Origin of the sequence: Nocardia sp. NPDC060259, assembly GCF_042728775.1 — a bacterium.
Taxonomy (GTDB): domain Bacteria; phylum Actinomycetota; class Actinomycetes; order Mycobacteriales; family Mycobacteriaceae; genus Nocardia.
The window spans coordinates 178,030-193,877 of record NZ_JBHXAY010000001.1 but is presented as its reverse complement, the minus strand read 5'-3'; the positions used below and the strand labels follow the sequence as shown (position 1 = coordinate 193,877).

Annotated in this window: 15 protein-coding genes; 9 read left to right on the top strand and 6 right to left on the bottom strand. The window is 65.4% G+C overall.

The genetic code is table 11. The annotated features are described in order from the left end of the window. Window positions 1-217: 217 nt before the first annotated feature. The 4 genes from ACFWF2_RS00965 to ACFWF2_RS00950 all read left to right on the top strand — a co-directional run bounded on the left by ACFWF2_RS00965 (window position 218) and on the right by ACFWF2_RS00950 (window position 6,421). The gene (locus ACFWF2_RS00965) at window positions 218-1,828 is read left to right on the top strand and encodes an ABC transporter substrate-binding protein (RefSeq protein WP_379303231.1); all 1,611 of its coding nucleotides are present in this window, start codon (window positions 218-220) and stop codon (window positions 1,826-1,828) included. Between the two features lie 74 nt (window positions 1,829-1,902). Beyond that, complete coding sequence (locus tag ACFWF2_RS00960) at window positions 1,903-4,533, top strand: oligopeptide/dipeptide ABC transporter ATP-binding protein (RefSeq protein ID WP_379303229.1); 2,631 nt, start codon at window positions 1,903-1,905, stop codon at window positions 4,531-4,533. Between the two features lie 49 nt (window positions 4,534-4,582). Beyond that, entirely contained in the window at window positions 4,583-5,581 is a 999-nt protein-coding gene (locus tag ACFWF2_RS00955) for an ABC transporter permease (RefSeq protein WP_379303227.1), read from the top strand. A gap of 327 nt (window positions 5,582-5,908) precedes the next feature. Continuing rightward, window positions 5,909-6,421, top strand: a complete 513-nt coding sequence (locus tag ACFWF2_RS00950; RefSeq protein ID WP_379303225.1) for an ester cyclase — start codon at window positions 5,909-5,911, stop codon at window positions 6,419-6,421. A 66-nt stretch (window positions 6,422-6,487) separates the two neighbouring features. On the opposite strand, the gene ACFWF2_RS00945 is transcribed toward ACFWF2_RS00950, so the two are convergent. Continuing rightward, window positions 6,488-6,634 (bottom strand): hypothetical protein, encoded by a 147-nt coding sequence (locus ACFWF2_RS00945; RefSeq protein WP_379303224.1) that lies wholly within the window; start codon window positions 6,632-6,634, stop codon window positions 6,488-6,490. Between the two features lie 551 nt (window positions 6,635-7,185). Further along, window positions 7,186-7,530 (bottom strand): EthD domain-containing protein, encoded by a 345-nt coding sequence (locus ACFWF2_RS00940; protein WP_379303222.1) that lies wholly within the window; start codon window positions 7,528-7,530, stop codon window positions 7,186-7,188. A gap of 110 nt (window positions 7,531-7,640) precedes the next feature. Between ACFWF2_RS00940 and ACFWF2_RS00935 the strand changes: the two genes are divergently transcribed. Beyond that, window positions 7,641-8,129 (top strand): MarR family winged helix-turn-helix transcriptional regulator, encoded by a 489-nt coding sequence (locus ACFWF2_RS00935; RefSeq protein ID WP_379303220.1) that lies wholly within the window; start codon window positions 7,641-7,643, stop codon window positions 8,127-8,129. A gap of 610 nt (window positions 8,130-8,739) precedes the next feature. Here the strand turns inward: ACFWF2_RS00935 and ACFWF2_RS00930 are convergent. The 3 genes from ACFWF2_RS00930 to ACFWF2_RS00920 all read right to left on the bottom strand — a co-directional run bounded on the left by ACFWF2_RS00930 (window position 8,740) and on the right by ACFWF2_RS00920 (window position 11,090). After that, window positions 8,740-9,180 carry a DUF4265 domain-containing protein gene (locus ACFWF2_RS00930; RefSeq protein ID WP_379303219.1) on the bottom strand — a complete coding sequence of 147 codons (441 nt, stop codon included), beginning with the start codon at window positions 9,178-9,180 and terminating at the stop codon, window positions 8,740-8,742. Window positions 9,181-9,315: 135 nt separating this feature from the next. Then, a complete protein-coding gene (locus ACFWF2_RS00925) occupies window positions 9,316-9,978 on the bottom strand; it encodes a response regulator (RefSeq protein WP_379303218.1) in 663 nt (220 codons plus the stop codon). Beyond that, window positions 9,975-11,090, bottom strand: a complete 1,116-nt coding sequence (locus ACFWF2_RS00920; RefSeq protein ID WP_379303217.1) for a sensor histidine kinase — start codon at window positions 11,088-11,090, stop codon at window positions 9,975-9,977. The genes ACFWF2_RS00925 and ACFWF2_RS00920 overlap by 4 nt, the downstream gene beginning before the upstream one ends. Before the next feature lie 218 nt (window positions 11,091-11,308). On the opposite strand from ACFWF2_RS00920, the gene ACFWF2_RS00915 reads away from it, so the two are divergent. Together ACFWF2_RS00915 and ACFWF2_RS00910 are read left to right on the top strand one after the other, a co-directional pair. Further along, window positions 11,309-11,743, top strand: a complete 435-nt coding sequence (locus ACFWF2_RS00915; RefSeq protein WP_379303216.1) for a DUF6223 family protein — start codon at window positions 11,309-11,311, stop codon at window positions 11,741-11,743. A gap of 266 nt (window positions 11,744-12,009) precedes the next feature. After that, window positions 12,010-13,218 (top strand): FAD-dependent oxidoreductase, encoded by a 1,209-nt coding sequence (locus ACFWF2_RS00910; protein WP_379303214.1) that lies wholly within the window; start codon window positions 12,010-12,012, stop codon window positions 13,216-13,218. On the opposite strand, the gene ACFWF2_RS00905 is transcribed toward ACFWF2_RS00910, so the two are convergent. Further along, on the bottom strand, window positions 13,144-13,638 hold the full coding sequence (locus ACFWF2_RS00905; protein WP_379303212.1) for a WhiB family transcriptional regulator: 495 nt from the start codon (window positions 13,636-13,638) through the stop codon (window positions 13,144-13,146). The two genes, ACFWF2_RS00910 and ACFWF2_RS00905, sit on opposite strands and share 75 nt — an antisense overlap. Window positions 13,639-14,209: 571 nt before the next feature. Here ACFWF2_RS00905 and ACFWF2_RS00900 point away from each other — a divergent pair. Both ACFWF2_RS00900 and ACFWF2_RS00895 read left to right on the top strand, forming a co-directional pair. Beyond that, window positions 14,210-14,812 carry a sigma 54 modulation/S30EA ribosomal C-terminal domain-containing protein gene (locus ACFWF2_RS00900; RefSeq protein WP_379303210.1) on the top strand — a complete coding sequence of 201 codons (603 nt, stop codon included), beginning with the start codon at window positions 14,210-14,212 and terminating at the stop codon, window positions 14,810-14,812. 35 nt (window positions 14,813-14,847) lie between these two features. Then, window positions 14,848-15,819, top strand: coding sequence for an acyl-ACP desaturase (locus ACFWF2_RS00895; protein ID WP_379303208.1), 972 nt, complete (start codon window positions 14,848-14,850; stop codon window positions 15,817-15,819). The last annotated feature ends 29 nt before the right edge of the window (window positions 15,820-15,848 follow it).

Below are 15,848 nucleotides of genomic sequence, written 5' to 3'. Positions count from 1 at the left end.
ACCTCGGAACGAAATCGGATGTCGCTCGCGATGCCGGTAGTGCTTGGCACCGCGCCCGCGAAGGCTTGGGGGTCGTCATGGGGTAGGTCGCACGTTCGTCGCCACACATCAGACGCGAGTACGACTGCCGCGAGCGCTGCGGTTTCGCACGATCGCGGACGCAGGGTGCGGCGATGGCTTCGCTGGTGATCGACGACTCTGAAAGGTGCGTTGCGACATGAGCACGACTGCGGACCGACGGACGTTCCTGAAGGCCACCGCGCTCGTCGCGGTGGCGGAAGCCCTTGGGGTATCGGCGCTGTTGTCGGCATGTTCGGGCGGATCCCGTGGAGCCGGAACGGTCGGTGACACGATCCGGTTCGGATTCCTGGCGGACATGCAAGTGCCCGACCCGGACATCTTCTACGAGGGAGAGGGTCTGCAGGTCACCCTGAGTGCCTACGAAGGCTTGGTCGCCTACAAACCCGATTCGCCCGAAATCGGGCCCGGACTGGCCGAGACGTGGACGATCTCCGACGACGGGCTCACCTACACGTTCGAGCTACGTGCCGGTGTCACCTTTCACGACGGAACGCCGATGACGGCCACCACGTTCATCAAGAGCTATGCACGGCGTTTTGCCGTCAACCAAGCGCCTGCCTACCTGATCGCCGACATCGAGTCGATGTCGGCGCCCGACGACTCCACGCTCGTGATCGAGCTCAAAGAACCTGTCGAACCGTTCCTCGATTATTTGGCCTGCCCTTGGGGGCTCAAAGCAGTGAGCCCGACCGCGGTGCAGGACCACAGCGTGAACGATGATCTGGCCCAGGGCTGGTTGAGTACGCACGATGCGGGAACCGGGCCCTATCGGATCACCGAGTTCGTGCCGAGCAGCCATTACACGCTCACCGCCTACGAGGGCTACTGGGGAACGAAACCGGAATTCACCACACTGCGTATCGAGATCATCCCGGACATCACGACGCAACGCCTCCTGCTCGAGCAAGGCCAGTTGGACATCATCACCAAGGGCCTGCCGATCGCCGCGATCGAGGCGATGAAGACGAACCCGGCGTTGACTGTGACGGAACATCCGACGGCGTTCAAGTCCTCGATCTTCCTGAACTGGAAGAAGGGTGCGTTCTCCGATACCGGGTTCCGTCGAGCGATGCGCAAGGCGGTGGACGTTCCCGCGCTGATCGAACCCGCCTACGGCTCGACAGTCTCACGATCCACCCAGTTCTACCCTGCCGGAGTGTTGCCGGACGGGGTCGCGCCGGATGCGCCCGACCACGACGTCTCCGAGCTGACGGCGCTGATCGCGAAACTGCCGGACAGCGACAAGCAGATCGACCTCGCCTACGACGAGGCCGGTGGTGCCACCGATGCCCGTGTTGCCGAACTCCTCCAGACGCAGCTGGCAGCGTTGGGACTGGCCGCGACGGTGCGGGCCATGCCGACCTCGCAGGTATTCGCACTGCATTCGACGCCGGTCGGGCAGCAACCGCACATGCTGGTCCACGGGTCCGGCGGCGACGCGCTCAACGCCGACACCACACTGCGGATCTTCTTCCGCACAGGCGTATCGCCGATCAACTGGTTCAACTACTCGAACGCCGTGCTGGACGCGGTCATGGACGCCGGGAAGCGATCACCCAGCAAAACGGCGGCCGAAAGGCACTGGGTCCAGGGCGCTGAGATCGTGATGGATCAGGCCTGGGTCATCAACCTCTGCGACATCGAAGACGTCATCGTGACCGCCTCCGGCATCGGCCAGATCGTCCACACGCTGCTCGGCACGGGAATGGTGCCTGTCAACCTGCTTCGGAAGGTGACAGCGAGGTGAAGCACTTCCGTACCGGAGCAGCCGACGGGGACGAAGGTGGGCGGCCAACCGGCACGCTCGCGCCCCGTGCCTGTGTGAGCGACCTCGAGGTGACGTTCCGCCGCCGGGGCGTCGCGCTGCGCGCGGTTCGGGGAGTGAACATCGATATCGCGGCCGGGGAGATCATCGCGCTCGTGGGCGAGTCCGGTTCCGGCAAGAGCGTTGTGGGGCTGAGCCTGCTCGGAGTGCCGGTCGGCGATCCACCTGCCGTCATCACCGGGCGGGCAGAGGTGTGTGGCGTCGACATGGTCGCCGCCTCGCCTGCCGAGCGACGCAGGGTCCGGCGCGCCCACCTGGGTGCGGTGTTTCAGAACCCGATGACTTCGCTGAATCCGACGATGCGGATCGGCGACCAGGTGCGGGAAGTCGCAGGCTCGACCGCGGAGGCGGTCCGGCTGCTCGACCTGGTCGGGGTCGCGCAGGCAGGGCGCAGGCTTCGGTCGTACCCCCACGAGCTTTCCGCGGGATTGCGGCAACGGGTCATGATCGCGATCGCGATCGCCGCGCAGCCGGATCTGATCATTGCCGACGAACCGACCTCGGCGCTCGATGTCACGGTGCAGGCGCAGGTTCTGGCGTTGCTCTCCGACCTGCGGGCCGAGCTCGGTTGCTCGGTGTTGCTGATCACCCACGACATCGGCGTCGCCGCAGAGGTCGCCGACCGGGTCGCGGTCATGTACGGCGGCCGCCTCGTCGAAATCGGCGCCATGACCGATGTTCTCGCCACTCCATCTCACCCCTACACGGTCGGCCTCCTGGGTTCGCGACTCGATCTCGGCCTGCCGTTGGGCCACCGAATACCAGTGCTGACCGGAATGCCCCCGAATCCCGGTGCCCTTCCGCCGGGTTGTCCGTTCGCTCCGCGATGCGCGTTGCGCACCGACGACTGCGAGAAGTCGCTGATCCCCCTGGCACCGGCTGCCACCCACACCGGTCTCGCGGCGTGCATCCTCCCGGCAGAGGTCGACCGAACCCAGGTACGTGGGCCGACTCCCGCGTTCCCGCCGCTGGGCCTCCCGAACCGCTCGCGACCGGCCGTACGCTGCACTGCCGTCGGCAAGGACTTCCGAATTCGCAACGGTCTGGCCAGGCGCGAGGTGCTGTCGGTGCTGCGCAACCTCGACCTGCAGGTGGAAGCAGGCGAGGCCGTCGCGGTGGTGGGCGAGTCCGGATCGGGCAAATCGACACTGCTGCGGATGCTGGCCGGATTGGAGAAACCCGACAGCGGTGTCATCGAGCTGTCCGGGTCATCGACGCAGATGATCTTCCAGGATGTCAGCGCGTCGCTGACACCGTGGCTGACCGTCGGCCGACAGGTCGGTGAACGGCTGCCACGGACACTCGGCCGGGACGACCGCCGGGCACGGGTGATCGCAGCGCTCGAACGTGTGGGGCTGCCGGCGGACGTCGCCGACTTCCGGGCCGAGAGCTTGTCTACCGGGCAGCGCCAGCGCGTCGCGTTCGCGCGGGCGACGATCGTCGTACCGGCAGTGCTGCTGTGTGACGAGCCGACCTCGGCGTTGGACGCGCCGCTGGCGGCGTCGACGTTGAACTTGATTCAGACGCTGCGGCGCGAGTTCGGGTTGACGGTCATCTTCGTGACCCACGATCTGGCTGCGGCGCGTTTCATCGCCGACCGCGTCGCCGTGATGTATCGCGGGGAGATCGTCGAGGTCGGTGCCGCAGAGGAGGTGGCCCACGCACCGTCGCACTCCTACAGCAAGGCATTGGTGGCTGCGGTGCCGACTATCCGGAGCGCACCAAAACAGCAGCGCAGCAAGCCGACAGGGGAGTCGAACGTTCCGACGTCATCTTTGCTCAGCAGTGGCGCGGGCAGTGAATCGGCGCCCGAAGCAGTAGCGCCGCGCCGACGCGTCAAACCAGGTGATGTGATCACGTTGTGTGTGCTGGCGACCCTGATCGCCGTCATGCTCGGCGCGTCGTGGATTGCCCCCTTCAACCCCGATCTCCCGGTCGGGCGCCCGACAACCCCACCCAACGCGGCGCATTGGCTCGGCACCGACGAGGTCGGGCGCGACATCCTGAGCCGCGTCCTGATCGGCATGCGCTCCAGCTGGTGGGGTGCCCTCTGCGTGATCGCGTCCGGAATTGTCTTCGGCGGCGCCGTGGGGCTCGTCGCCGGCACCCTCGGCGGGGTCGTCGACCGGATCCTGATGCGTATCACCGATATCTTCATCGCCCTGCCTGCGTCCTTGCTCGCGATCGCCGTCGTAGCCGCGATCGGGCCGTCGTATGTGCATACGCTGGCGGCGGTGGCACTCGTGTGGTGGCCGCTGTACGCGCGCGTTGTCCGGGGCGAGGTGACCAGGCTCCGATCGCTGCCGCACATCGACGCCGCGCGGCTGTCCGGTGCGGGCCGATTCCGGCTCGGCTGGCTGCACCTGCTACCTGGCGCGTGGCCGCCGACCATTATCGCGGCCAGTCTCGACGTCGGCGCCTTGATCCTGATGCTGTCCGGCCTCTCCTTCGTCGGGCTCGGTGCTCCCGCGCCTGCTCCCGAGTTGGGTGCGATGTGCGCGAGGGGACTTCCCTATCTGCTGGATTCCTGGTGGGTGCCGATCATGCCCGCGATCGGGCTCTTCGTGCTCGCCACGATCGCGAACTTCGCCGGTGACGTCCTTCGCGACCGCCTCACCGATCGCTGACCGCCAGCCGGCATTGCCCCTTTCTTCCACCGCAAGAAAGAAACTCCGAATGCTCGAAGTCATAGCCCGGCGCGGCAGTTCGACCATCGTCGTGCTGCTCGCGCTCGTCGCGGTGGTGTTCCTGCTCCGGAACGTCTCGCCGGTCGATCCGGCTCGAGCGTTCGTCGGCGACAGGGCCTCCGCCGAGGTCGTCGAGCGAGCACGGCACGATCTCGGTCTCGATCGGCCGCTGCCGGTGCAATATGTCGACTACGTCGAGAAGGCGGCTACCGGCGACTTCGGGCAGTCCGCGGTGACGCGGCGGCCGGTCAGCTCCGATATCGCCGACTTTCTGCCCGCCACAGCGGAACTGATCATCTGTGGCTTTGTGCTGGCCGTTCTGCTCGGCTTGCTGCTCGGTATGGCGACAGCACTGCGGTGGCCCGGGTCGGGCGCCCTTCGATTCGTGCTGATCGGCGGATCGTCGATGCCGATATTCCTCGCCGCCTTGCTCGGAATCCTGTTGTTCTACAAAGAGTTCGGAGTTCTCCCCGCGCGCGGACGCAGCTCCTACAGTGACGCACCCGACGGACCGACCGGGTTCCTGCTCATCGACTCGCTGCTTGCCGGGCGGCCGAGCGTATTCATCGATGCGGTCGAGCACTTGATTCTTCCCGTCGTGTGCTTGTCCATGGTCCCCGCGGTCGCTATCGGCCGGGCACTCCGGAGCAGCCTGCAGCACACCCTGCGCTCGGACTTCGTTCGCACCGCCCGTGTCAAAGGCATGACCGAGCTACGCGTCGTCGTCAAACACGCGTTGCGGAATTCGGTGAACTCGACACTGGCGATCGCGGGTATGCAGGTCGCTGCCATGTTCGGAGCCGCCATCCTGCTGGAACTGATCTTCGCCTGGCCCGGCCTCGGCCTCTACACCGCGCAAGCCGTCAAAGCCGGCGACTACACCACTATCGCCGGAATCACCCTGACACTCGGTGCGATCTACGTCCTGACGAACTTCCTCGTCGACCTCGGTCAAGCACTTGCCGATCCCCGGACCCCTACTGACTGATGAGCGCGACAGATTCGGCGATCGAAACGGCCGTCGACAGCTGGCGGCGCGTGACTTCTTCGGCGCACGCATGGGTGAAGCATGCAGATCGTCATTAGGACTGCGAACCACCAGTGACAGGGCGCGCTGGAACGGAGAATCATCGATGGAGCCGACCAGTCGCCTGATGTAGCCGTTTCTCTGGTGGCCGGCCGACTTGAAGGCGAAGCCAGGAGTCCTGACACGCACTGTCATGAGTTCGGACTGCTCACCCCGGTGTCGGCATCATTCTCGCCGTCACCCTCGGGACTTCCTCGAGCCTCCTGTTGATTGTCCAAGGAGAAGACTATGACTAGATCATCAGTTTCTACGGCCTGGGTCGACGAGTTCGCCGAGCGCTGGGGATCCGCCTGGAACTCCCACGACCCCGAGCAGGTCCTCGAACTGCTCACCGACGACATCGTCTACGACGATTCTGCCTGGCCCCAGACCATGCACGGCAAAGCCGACGTGCGCGAATTCCTCGAGCACACCTGGCGCGCGTTTCCCGATCTGACCTTCGAGTTGGTCACCGGCCCGCACGTGGCAACCGATGGCCCGCGAGCCGCCTACTGGTGGAAGGCCGGCGCAACCCACCGAGGCCCGCTCGACCCCCCTGGCATCCCCGCCACCGGCAGGCGCATCGAATTCGACGGCGTCGACATCCACGAGTACAGGGAAGGAAAGGTCGCCAAGCTGCGGATCATCTTCAACATGACCGACATAGCCGCCCAGTTGGGCCTGCTCCCAGCGCCAGGGAGTGGGACAGAGAAGGTCATGGTCGGCATGCAGAAGCTCAGGTCCCGGTTCACTCGTTCCTGAGCACACCCAACGCAGGGTGCGCGGTGTTCCCGGAGGCTGATTCGTGGTGCTCGCGGGGGAGGTCTGTCATCCGTCGTGCCGGTCGTTGCGAAGGTCTGCTTCGAGTCGCTGCGCGCGGCGAGCCTTGCTGGGCAACACGAGCTTGACGGTGATTGCTGCCAATCCTTGTGCCTGGCGGCGGCTGCGCTCGTCGAGATCGAGCGTCAACGCCACCGATGACAGGGCACTCTTCTGGCGGGTTGGTCACAGCGGTCAGGAATCTGCGTTCGTCGATTCCGCGAGGTAACCTGAGGCGCGCGGTACAGCGGGAGGGATGTGGTGCCATGAGGACGATCCTCGGCTGATTCACGACGGCCCCAACCAATTCGGCATCGTGCTGTCCTCCAAGCGAGGCGAGTGCGCGGGCGGCCCGAAGTCCTTGCTGAATGTCGCGGTGCACAACCTGTCATGGCCCGATGTACTCACCCTGGACGGTTGGTGGGTCGAGTCGAGCGGCATTTGCCGACATAAGGATTGGGGCGAGACCACGTCCCGTGAGGACCAACCCGACTGTCCGATACCACCGAGCGGCATCGAAAACTACCTGGAGACACTGCCCGACGACACAGTGCTTGTTCGGGTCTGTTGCCGCGGCTAGCAACACCCTCTCTTGGCGCTGCGCACTTGGCGAAGGTCCGCTTCTGCCGATCATGTGACGTGCGTTGCTTATTCGAAGGACCCGGGCGAGCTGATCATCAGGTCGCCCGAGGCACGCTCCGAAGGGCTCAACCGAAGATCGGGGTCTCGGTGGTGTAGAGGAAACGGGTCAGGGAGCGATCGATGAACTGCTCCTCGTCCGCGGCGACGGTGGTGGTGTAGGTGTCGGAGGTGAACCAGCGGGCAGCGTCGGCGATGTCGTCGACCCACACCTCGGCGACGCCGTCGTAGAAGATGCTGTTGACGCCGGGGATCTCGTCGTCGGTGGGCAGGAGCTGCACGTAGCGCCGGACCGGGACTTCACCGCCGGGCAGGCTCGCGATCAGCGGGGTGTGCTTGTTCGTCCAGTAGTCCACGAACTCCTCGTGGGTGAGGTCGGCCCGCCGGGTCAGGAAGATGCTGAGTTTGATCATCGAAGGTTCCTCTAGGTCGAGATTTTACTTGCCTGGGCAACTCACAAGGTAGACGGATTCACTTGCCTGGGCAATAGATATCTGTTTCCTGGGCAAGTAAGATGCTCTACATGGACGAACCGTCACCGTGGCTCGACGCCGAGCAGCAGGAGCTTTGGCAGGACCTTCTCACCGTCGTGATCGCGCTCCCCTCGGCCCTGGACCGCCAGTTGCAGCGCGACGCCGGTATGTCGAACTTCGAGTACAGCGTGCTCGCACGGTTGTCGATGGCCGATCAGGACACCATGCGGCTCAGCGAGCTGGCCCGCGACTGCGACAGCACGCTCCCGCGGCTGTCGAAGCTGATGGACCGCTTCGAGGCACGCCAGTGGATCCTTCGCCGAATCGACCCGAGCGACGGCCGCTACACCCTGGCCACGCTGACCGAGGCAGGTAGGCAGAAGGTGGTCGACAGCGCGCCCGGACATGTCGAGCAGGTGCGTCGTCTCGTCTTCGACCCGCTGACGGCCGCGCAACGCCGCCACCTCGGCGCTGCGCTTTCCCGCGTCGCCGAGACCGTGCGGCGGGAGATCGCCGCCGGTCCCGGTCCCATCCACTGAGGGAAACGGCATGCCGAGCCGCGACCGCACACTAATGACTATCGCTGGGATTGCGCGATCTTGTGCAGTATCGGTTCAGCCCTCGCCTGGAGACCGCTTGTGCCGCGCGGCATATTACGAAGGCCACACCGGTAACGGGCCCACAACTCGAACCCGCCACCCATCCCACTGCTCATCGGGGTCGGCCGATTCTCCGGCCGTGCGCCGACGACCAGAATTCGAAAACCACTGCCCTCCGGGAGTTTTCGCACCGCCGCGAATCCGTCGAACACATCGTCGCTATCGGCGACCCATTCCCCGCCCGCCCCATCGGTCAACGTGACTCGCCATCGACTTGTTTCAAGGGCTCTCGCTGTCACCGACCGGCGCTGGATGCGTCCGTCGGGCGAACGCACCGCCACCAGATCGCCGCATTCGCCGCGCAACTCATCGGACCTCACAGGTCCCCCCGACCACCGCCATTTCAGCGAACTGTAGTCCGCGACCCGCGCGGTTAGCTGTGGCTCGGCGGCCAAACGCCAAGGCATGCCGATGGGTAGCCGGATAACAGCCTTATGGGCGTCCGGTCGCGTGCTGCCGCCGGCGGCGAACCACGGCCATGGCGGCGGGTCTACTTCACGTCGCCGGCCTGGAACTGTTCGACATCGCCCCACTCCCACGCGATCCGTCCGTCGTCAGCAGCGTCCTTGATCAGCGCCCACACGATATCGATGTTGCTGCCGGGAGGCAGGTCGATCGCGATATGGCGGTCCCCGCTCCATTCCGATATCAGGCGGCATCGCGCTGTGGCGTCGTCGATGGCGCCGTGCAGTTGTGTGGCCTCGTTGTCTGACAGCGTCGGCAGCAGGAGGACGCGGAAGACGCGGTGCCCGGACTTCTCGAGCAGTTCTGTCACCTGCTGACCGGCCGGATCCAACCCCACTCGATCACCGAGCGCGAGGCCGTAGACGCGGAAGGGAATGCAGGCAACCTCGAACGTATCCTCACCCCGCGACGTGAGCCAGAGCTGTTCGAGGGAGGACGGAAAGCCGTATGGTTCGAGGTTGGCCATGGCTATGTAATCGGAATTATCACGGCCAACCGGTGATTCATGAGTGATGTAGTACGGTCCGGGCAATTGGGCGACTCTCTATCTGGCGGGACGGCGCGACACCGGTGTGCCCTCACCTGTGGAGGAGGACAGACGTCATAGGTTGCGCGGGGTGACCAAGCCTGCTTCGTAGGCCAGGACGACCAACTGGGCGCGATCTCGGGCGTGGAGTTTGGTCATGGCCCGGTTGACGTGGGTTTTCGCGGTGAATGGGCTGATGACCATATGGTCGGCGATCTCGTCGTTGGACAGGCCCTGAGCAACGAGAGTCACAGCCTCGCGTTCCCGGATTGTCAGTCCGTCCAGCCGGGTCGCGGTGCCGGTCGTCATCGGCTGTGAGACATACCGGTTGATCAGTCGACGGGTGATCGAGGGGGCGAGCAGAGCATCGCCGCGGGCCGCGACGCGAACGGAATGCAGGAAGTCTTCCGGTCGGATGTCTTTGACCAGGAACCCGGCGGCGCCGGCACGAAGGGCATGAAAGACGTATTCGTCCAGGCCGTAGTTGGTGAGGATCACGACATGCACCCCAGCCAGAGCGGGGTCTGCCGCGATGTGTCGTGTCGCCTCGATGCCGTCGAGAACGGGCATCTGGACGTCGATGAGCGATACATCGGGCAGATGCTGCCGCGCCAGGGTGAGGGCTTCGCTTCCATCGGCGGCCTCGGCCACCACCTCGATATCGTCTTCGAGGTCGAGAAGAGCACGGAATCCACTGCGAATGAGCGGTTGGTCATCGACCAGCAGGACACGGATCACGCCGGGGCCACCGGAAGTTCCGCGCGGACGCCGAAGCCACCCTCGCTGCGCGGCGCCGCAGATAAGCGTCCGCCCAGTGCCGCGACTCGTTCGTGCATCCCGAGCAGCCCGACCCCGTACGCCGGCGCACCATCGAGCATGGCCTTGCCGTCGTCATCAACCTTCACGACCACCAGGTCAGGGCAGTAGTCGATGTGGACCGAAGCCGTCGCCGCGTCTGCGTGCCGGGAGATGTTGGTCAGCGATTCCTGAACGATCCGGTAGACGGTTCGGTCCACAGCGGCCGGAACGTTCCGATGTTGTCCCTCGATAGTCAATGTTGCGTCCAAACCCGTTGCGCAGAACCGTTCCAGCAGCTCCGGAACATGCTCAAGACCGTACCGAGGCGCGGCCACGTCCTCGCGCAGTGCCTCCAATGTCGCACGTAGTTCCCGGGCTGCTTCCCTGCCGGCCTCCCGGATCGCCAGCAGCGCCTCCGGCACTTGTTCGCCGCGTTTGCGGGCGACGTGAACCGCGGCCTCGGACTGGATCTTGATCACCGAGATCTGGTGGGTGAGCGAGTCATGCAATTCCCGCGCGATATGCAACCGCTCCTCATCGGCTCGGCGCCGCGCGGTCTCCTCCCGAGTGCGTTCGGCTTCATCAGCGCGCCGCTCGGCTTGGCGCAGCGCCTCACCGGCCGCACCGGCCGCGATCAACCACGCCAGTTGCAGCGCGTCGCGTGCCTGGGCGAAAGCCTCACCCAGCGGCAAATGGGGATGAGCGAGCAGCATCGCGAACGGCAGCGCGAGCACCATCAGTATCGACCCCGCCACTGCGACGAGTCGCTGCCCCGCCCGAACAGTGGCGTACAGCGCGACCAGGAACCCGATAGCGGGAATCTCGAAACCGATTGCCTGATAACCCAACACACACAATCCCGAGATCGCCAGGACAGCGATCGGAGCCCGCCTACCCGCGGCGAGCGAGAGCCCGGCGATCATCAACAGCGCATAGCCAAGCGCATCGAGATTCGTGGAATCCCGGTGCCCGGACAATGCGGTGACCAGCAGCACGGCCGAGACCGCGACGGAGACCGCCCAGTCTGCGATGCCGATCCGCGCCCTGCTCATGGGTGCACCCTAGCCGCAATCGCGTAGCAGCAAATCCGGCGCACGGACGATCAACCGCCTACCACGAACGCGGTAGTTCCGCGACGGCTACGGCATACGCGGCAGTCGACTACCGCACCGAACTCAGCACGAATTGTCCACGCCTGCACGACGATCAGCGGTGTCTCCGGCGACATGATGAAGCGCGAGCACGTCACCGAACGTTGAAGGAGCGCCCGATGTCTGTCCGTTATCTCCCTGCCGTCGTTGCAGCGGCCCTACTCGGAAGTATCGCGGTTGCCGCACCGGCTGCGGCCGAGGTCGAACGCAGCGCCGCCGATGCCGGGTTGACCTCCGGCCGACTCGGGCCCACCGTGACTGCGCTGCTGGGACTCACAGCAATAGTGATCGGCACCCGCGCGTTCACTCGGGTCGGCCGAAGCGGCATCGGCAACGGCCGGTACCAGGCTGTGCTGGCGCTGGTCTCAGGGCTGGTCAGCCTGGCTCTGGGGAGCTGGTTCGCGGTCACAGCCGAGGGTGGTCCCGGTACCGGCAACGGGATAGTCGGGGCCTGGGCAGCCATGGTGTTCGGACTGATCGCGCTGGTCCTCGGCGCGCTGACACTGAACCGATCCCGCCAGGCCATTTCCACGCCGCCCGCGAATCCCTCGTGATCGGAATCCGCTGACCGCCAAACAAATCCGCGACCGGCCCCTGCGACCCGGTGGCCAGGCCGGGGAAGTGCTCGGCCTGGCCACCGTCGCGAATCTCGTGCAGCACAACGACTGGCCGCCGTCGGAGCCCCGATGCGGTTCGTAGCGATCGGCGAACCATGCGTCAACTAGTAGTTGACGATACGCTATTCGTCAACTACTAGTTGACGCATGGCGATAGTTCGTGAGTGGTTTTCGCCGACAGCACATCGAACCGAGGAGTCGCAATGGAAGCCTTCGAAAGCGCAGCGCGTGAGCAAGCCGAGTCATCGGGCAGGCGGGCGACGGTCGTCGGCGCAGGGATCGCAGGCTTGGCTGCCGCGTTGCGATTGCGTCAGCAGGGCTGGGACGTCGTCGTGGTCGAACGCGCGCCGAGTCGCCGCAGTAGCGGTTACCTGGTGAACCTGCACGGACCCGGATATGCCGCTACCGAGCGGCTCGGGCTGCTACCGGCGTTGACCCCGCGCGATATCGGATTCTTCACCTCGGTCCTCGTCCACGCCGACGGCCGGGAGAAGTTCAGGATTCCCGCCGCTGTCACCGAGGCCGCTGTCGGGAACCGGGCCCTGAGCTTGTTCCGCGGCGATTTGGAGTCAGCGCTGTACGACGCGGTCGCCGAGTTCGCCGATATCCGTTTCGGCACCACGGTGCGGGCCATTACCCAGACCCCGGGGGCGGTCGAAGTCACCCTCAGCGACGACACCCACCTCCACACCGAACTCCTGGTCGGCGCCGACGGCGTGCACTCCCGGGTTCGGGAGCTCGTATTCGGTGCCGAGTCCGAGTATTTCGTGGACCTGGGCCATATGGTCGGCGCATTTCCGCTGGAAACACCGTCCGCCCACATGCCCGATGGTGTCGGCACCACGTATATCGGTCCCGGACGTACGGCCGCGGTGATGAACCTGGGACCGGAAAGGTCCTCGGCGTTCTTCGCCTACCGCAGCCCCGCCCCTGAAACCGAACTCGCTCTCGGCGCCGCACCCGCCCTTACCCGAGCGTTCGGGGATCTCGGCGGCGGTGTCGCCGACGCACTCCGTCAGCTCGACGCCGAGCCCGGCACCGCCTACTTCGATTCGGTCGGCCAGATCGTGATGGACCGCTGGAGTCGGGGCCGAGTCGTCCTGCTCGGCGACGCGGCCTGGTGCGTAACGGTATTCGCCGGTTACGGCGCCGCCCTCGCCCTCGACGGCGCCGACCGGCTCGGCACCGCGCTGGCGACACACGGCGATGACATTCCCGCCGCCCTCGACACCTGGGAGACCGCGTTGCGCCCGGAGGTGAAGAAGCGACAGGCGTTGGCGCGGAGGGGAATCAGCCGATTCGCCCCGCCGTCACGCACCCATGTGTGGGCGGGCGAACTAGTGCTCCGCGCAATCCAGCTCCCCGGCATCCGCGGCCTGGTCCGACGCTCCATCCAACGCGCCAACAACTGACCGCCGAGTCCGCTGATCGGCCGGGCTCAGCGGACTACTCGGCGGCGAGCCCGGCGCAGGAGGCCGCGGACAATCTCCGCGACTCGGCCGGTCGTGCACAACGCCCGTCATGAAGCGCGCCTTTGCTCCTCCACTCGATGCACCCCCACGGTTGCTGATGGATTCGTTCTCGCACAGGTCGCGGAGTAGCGCAAGAGAACCGCGTCGGGGAGTTATCCCTGAGCCCATGTCCACTCCCGCAAAGATGCCTTGGGTAATGCTGTTCGCCAGGGCGAACGACGCGCATTCGCGAACGACCATGCAGTCGCCGCAGATGCGCCGAGCCACCGTCACGTATCTGGCTCGGTTTATGCGTGGTGGAAAGAAGACGTCCGGGTAGACATTTTGACATGCAGCCCGCTGCCGCCATTCCGCTTGCATCCACACCTCACTTGGTCGGACCAATTGTCTACTGCTGTCACAGCTTCCATTTGCGCCGCCGACCTGGCAAAGGGCCTTCCGGCCTCGACTCAGAGGACCGAAGTCCCATCGGCGAAACCAGCAGATCGGTCGCCGCGCGCGTGTTCCTGGCTGAGAGGACCGTGAGGAAATGCCAACGCGAATCATCTTGTGTAACAGTCTTTCTCGATTCGACATCGAGCTCTGTCGGTGACGGCGCGATCGGACTCTCGCGCCACCGGTAGGAAATGACGAAAGTCCCTATGCGGATAGACCGTCGGCTCTGCACTGATGTCGACGGCCGCGGCAGTGTGGTGTGTATTGGCACCACCTCGGTGGTGCGGGTGCAAGAGCTGAGGACGAAGAGTTGCTACCGATATCGCAAGCGTGGTCGACGACGAGATATCCAGAGATAGTCGTTTTCGCCGCCGGGTGTGTGCCGAAACTCGAGGGTCAACGTTTCGCTGGAGCGGTTGCCCGGCTGCTCCGCAAGGAGGGTGTTACCGGTGGCTGTCGGCTGCGGATCGCTGGTGCGCAGGGCCGCGAAGCGCCGATGTTGGTGCAGGTCAATCTGAGTATCGGTGGCCCGGCTCGAATCCAGGTTCCGACGAGCGGTCCAGGCGATGCGCTGCCGGTTATTGCTCGAGTCGAGGAGAGACTGGCCCGGCGGGGGGTGTGCTGGCGGCCCCGTCCGTGGCCGGATCCGACACGGCCTGCCCTCGCGGTGGCGGGGCCGGGACGCCTGACGCGTCGAAAGATGGTGGCCCCGGTCACGTGCGGCCCATACGCGGCGGCACAGTTGATGGACGCGATGGACTACGACGTGCATTTCTTCGTCGATGCCGAGACCGGCCAAGATGCTGTCGTCTACCGCGCCGGACCGTACGGAGTACGCATGGCCCGTCAACGCGAGCTCCGTCCGCCACGTGCGGGTGTCGGTGTGGACACCACACCGATCATCCTGACCCCTCGGTGTGCACCGGTTCTCACCGAACCCGAGGCCGTGATTCGGATGTGCGGGTACGGGCTGCCGTTTCTGTTCTATACCGATGACGGCTCCGGGCGTGGCCATCTGCTCTATCGCCGATACGACGCCGACCTGACCCTGCTCACCCCCGCTGATTCCGGGGCCTGCGACAGCACTCGAACCTGCTGAATCCCTTCCTCGACATCGAAAGGCAGACAACGACAGTGGCACGCCTGCTGACCCAACGCGAGATCCTCACCGAGCTCGAACCTGTTGCCGAGACCGCGGTGAACAAGCACCTGGCCATGGCCAAGGACTGGCATCCGCACGACTATGTCCCCTGGGAGGACGGCCGCAACTTCGCCTTGCTCGGTGGAACCGATTGGGAGCCAGGACAATCCAGGCTCTCCGAGGTCGCCAAAGCGTCACTGATCACCAACCTGCTCACCGAGGACAATCTTCCCTCCTATCACCGTGAGATCAGCGAGAACTTCTCCCGCGACGGTGCGTGGGGGACCTGGATCGGACGGTGGACTGCCGAAGAAGCCCGCCATTCCATCGTCCTTCGTGACTATCTTGTCGTGACTCGTGGTGTCGACCCGGTCGCGCTCGAGAACGACCGGATGACACACGTGGGGGCTGGGTTCAGTGCGCCCGCCGACCAGGCCATAGCCGGCCAGCCCGGATTCCTGTACTCGGTGGCGTATGTGTCGTTCCAGGAATTGGCCACCCGTGTCAGTCACCGCAATACGGCAGCCGTGTGTGAGGATCCGGTCGCCGACCGGATGCTCGCCCGGATCGCCGCGGACGAGAACCTGCATATGATCTTCTATCGGACCCTCTGCGGTGCTGCCCTGGATGTGGCGCCCGACCAGACCATCGATGCCGTCGCGGCCATCGTGCGCAACTTCCGGATGCCCGGGACCGGGATGCCGAACTTCCGCCGCCACGGCGTCCTGATGGCCAAACACGGCATCTACGACCTACGCCAGCATCTGGAGGAGGTCCTCCAACCGGTGCTACGGCACTGGAGGATCTTCGAGCGCGACGACTTCGGCCCGGTGGGTGAGCGGGCACGCGACGATCTCGCAGAATTCCTCCACGATCTCGAACGCACCCGCGTTCCCCGGTTCGAGGAGCAACGGGACCGGGCGCTCGCCCGGGAGAAGGCCAAGGCCGGGGCCGACCCGCGCTGACCTACCGCCGCCTGGCGAGTCCGACTCGG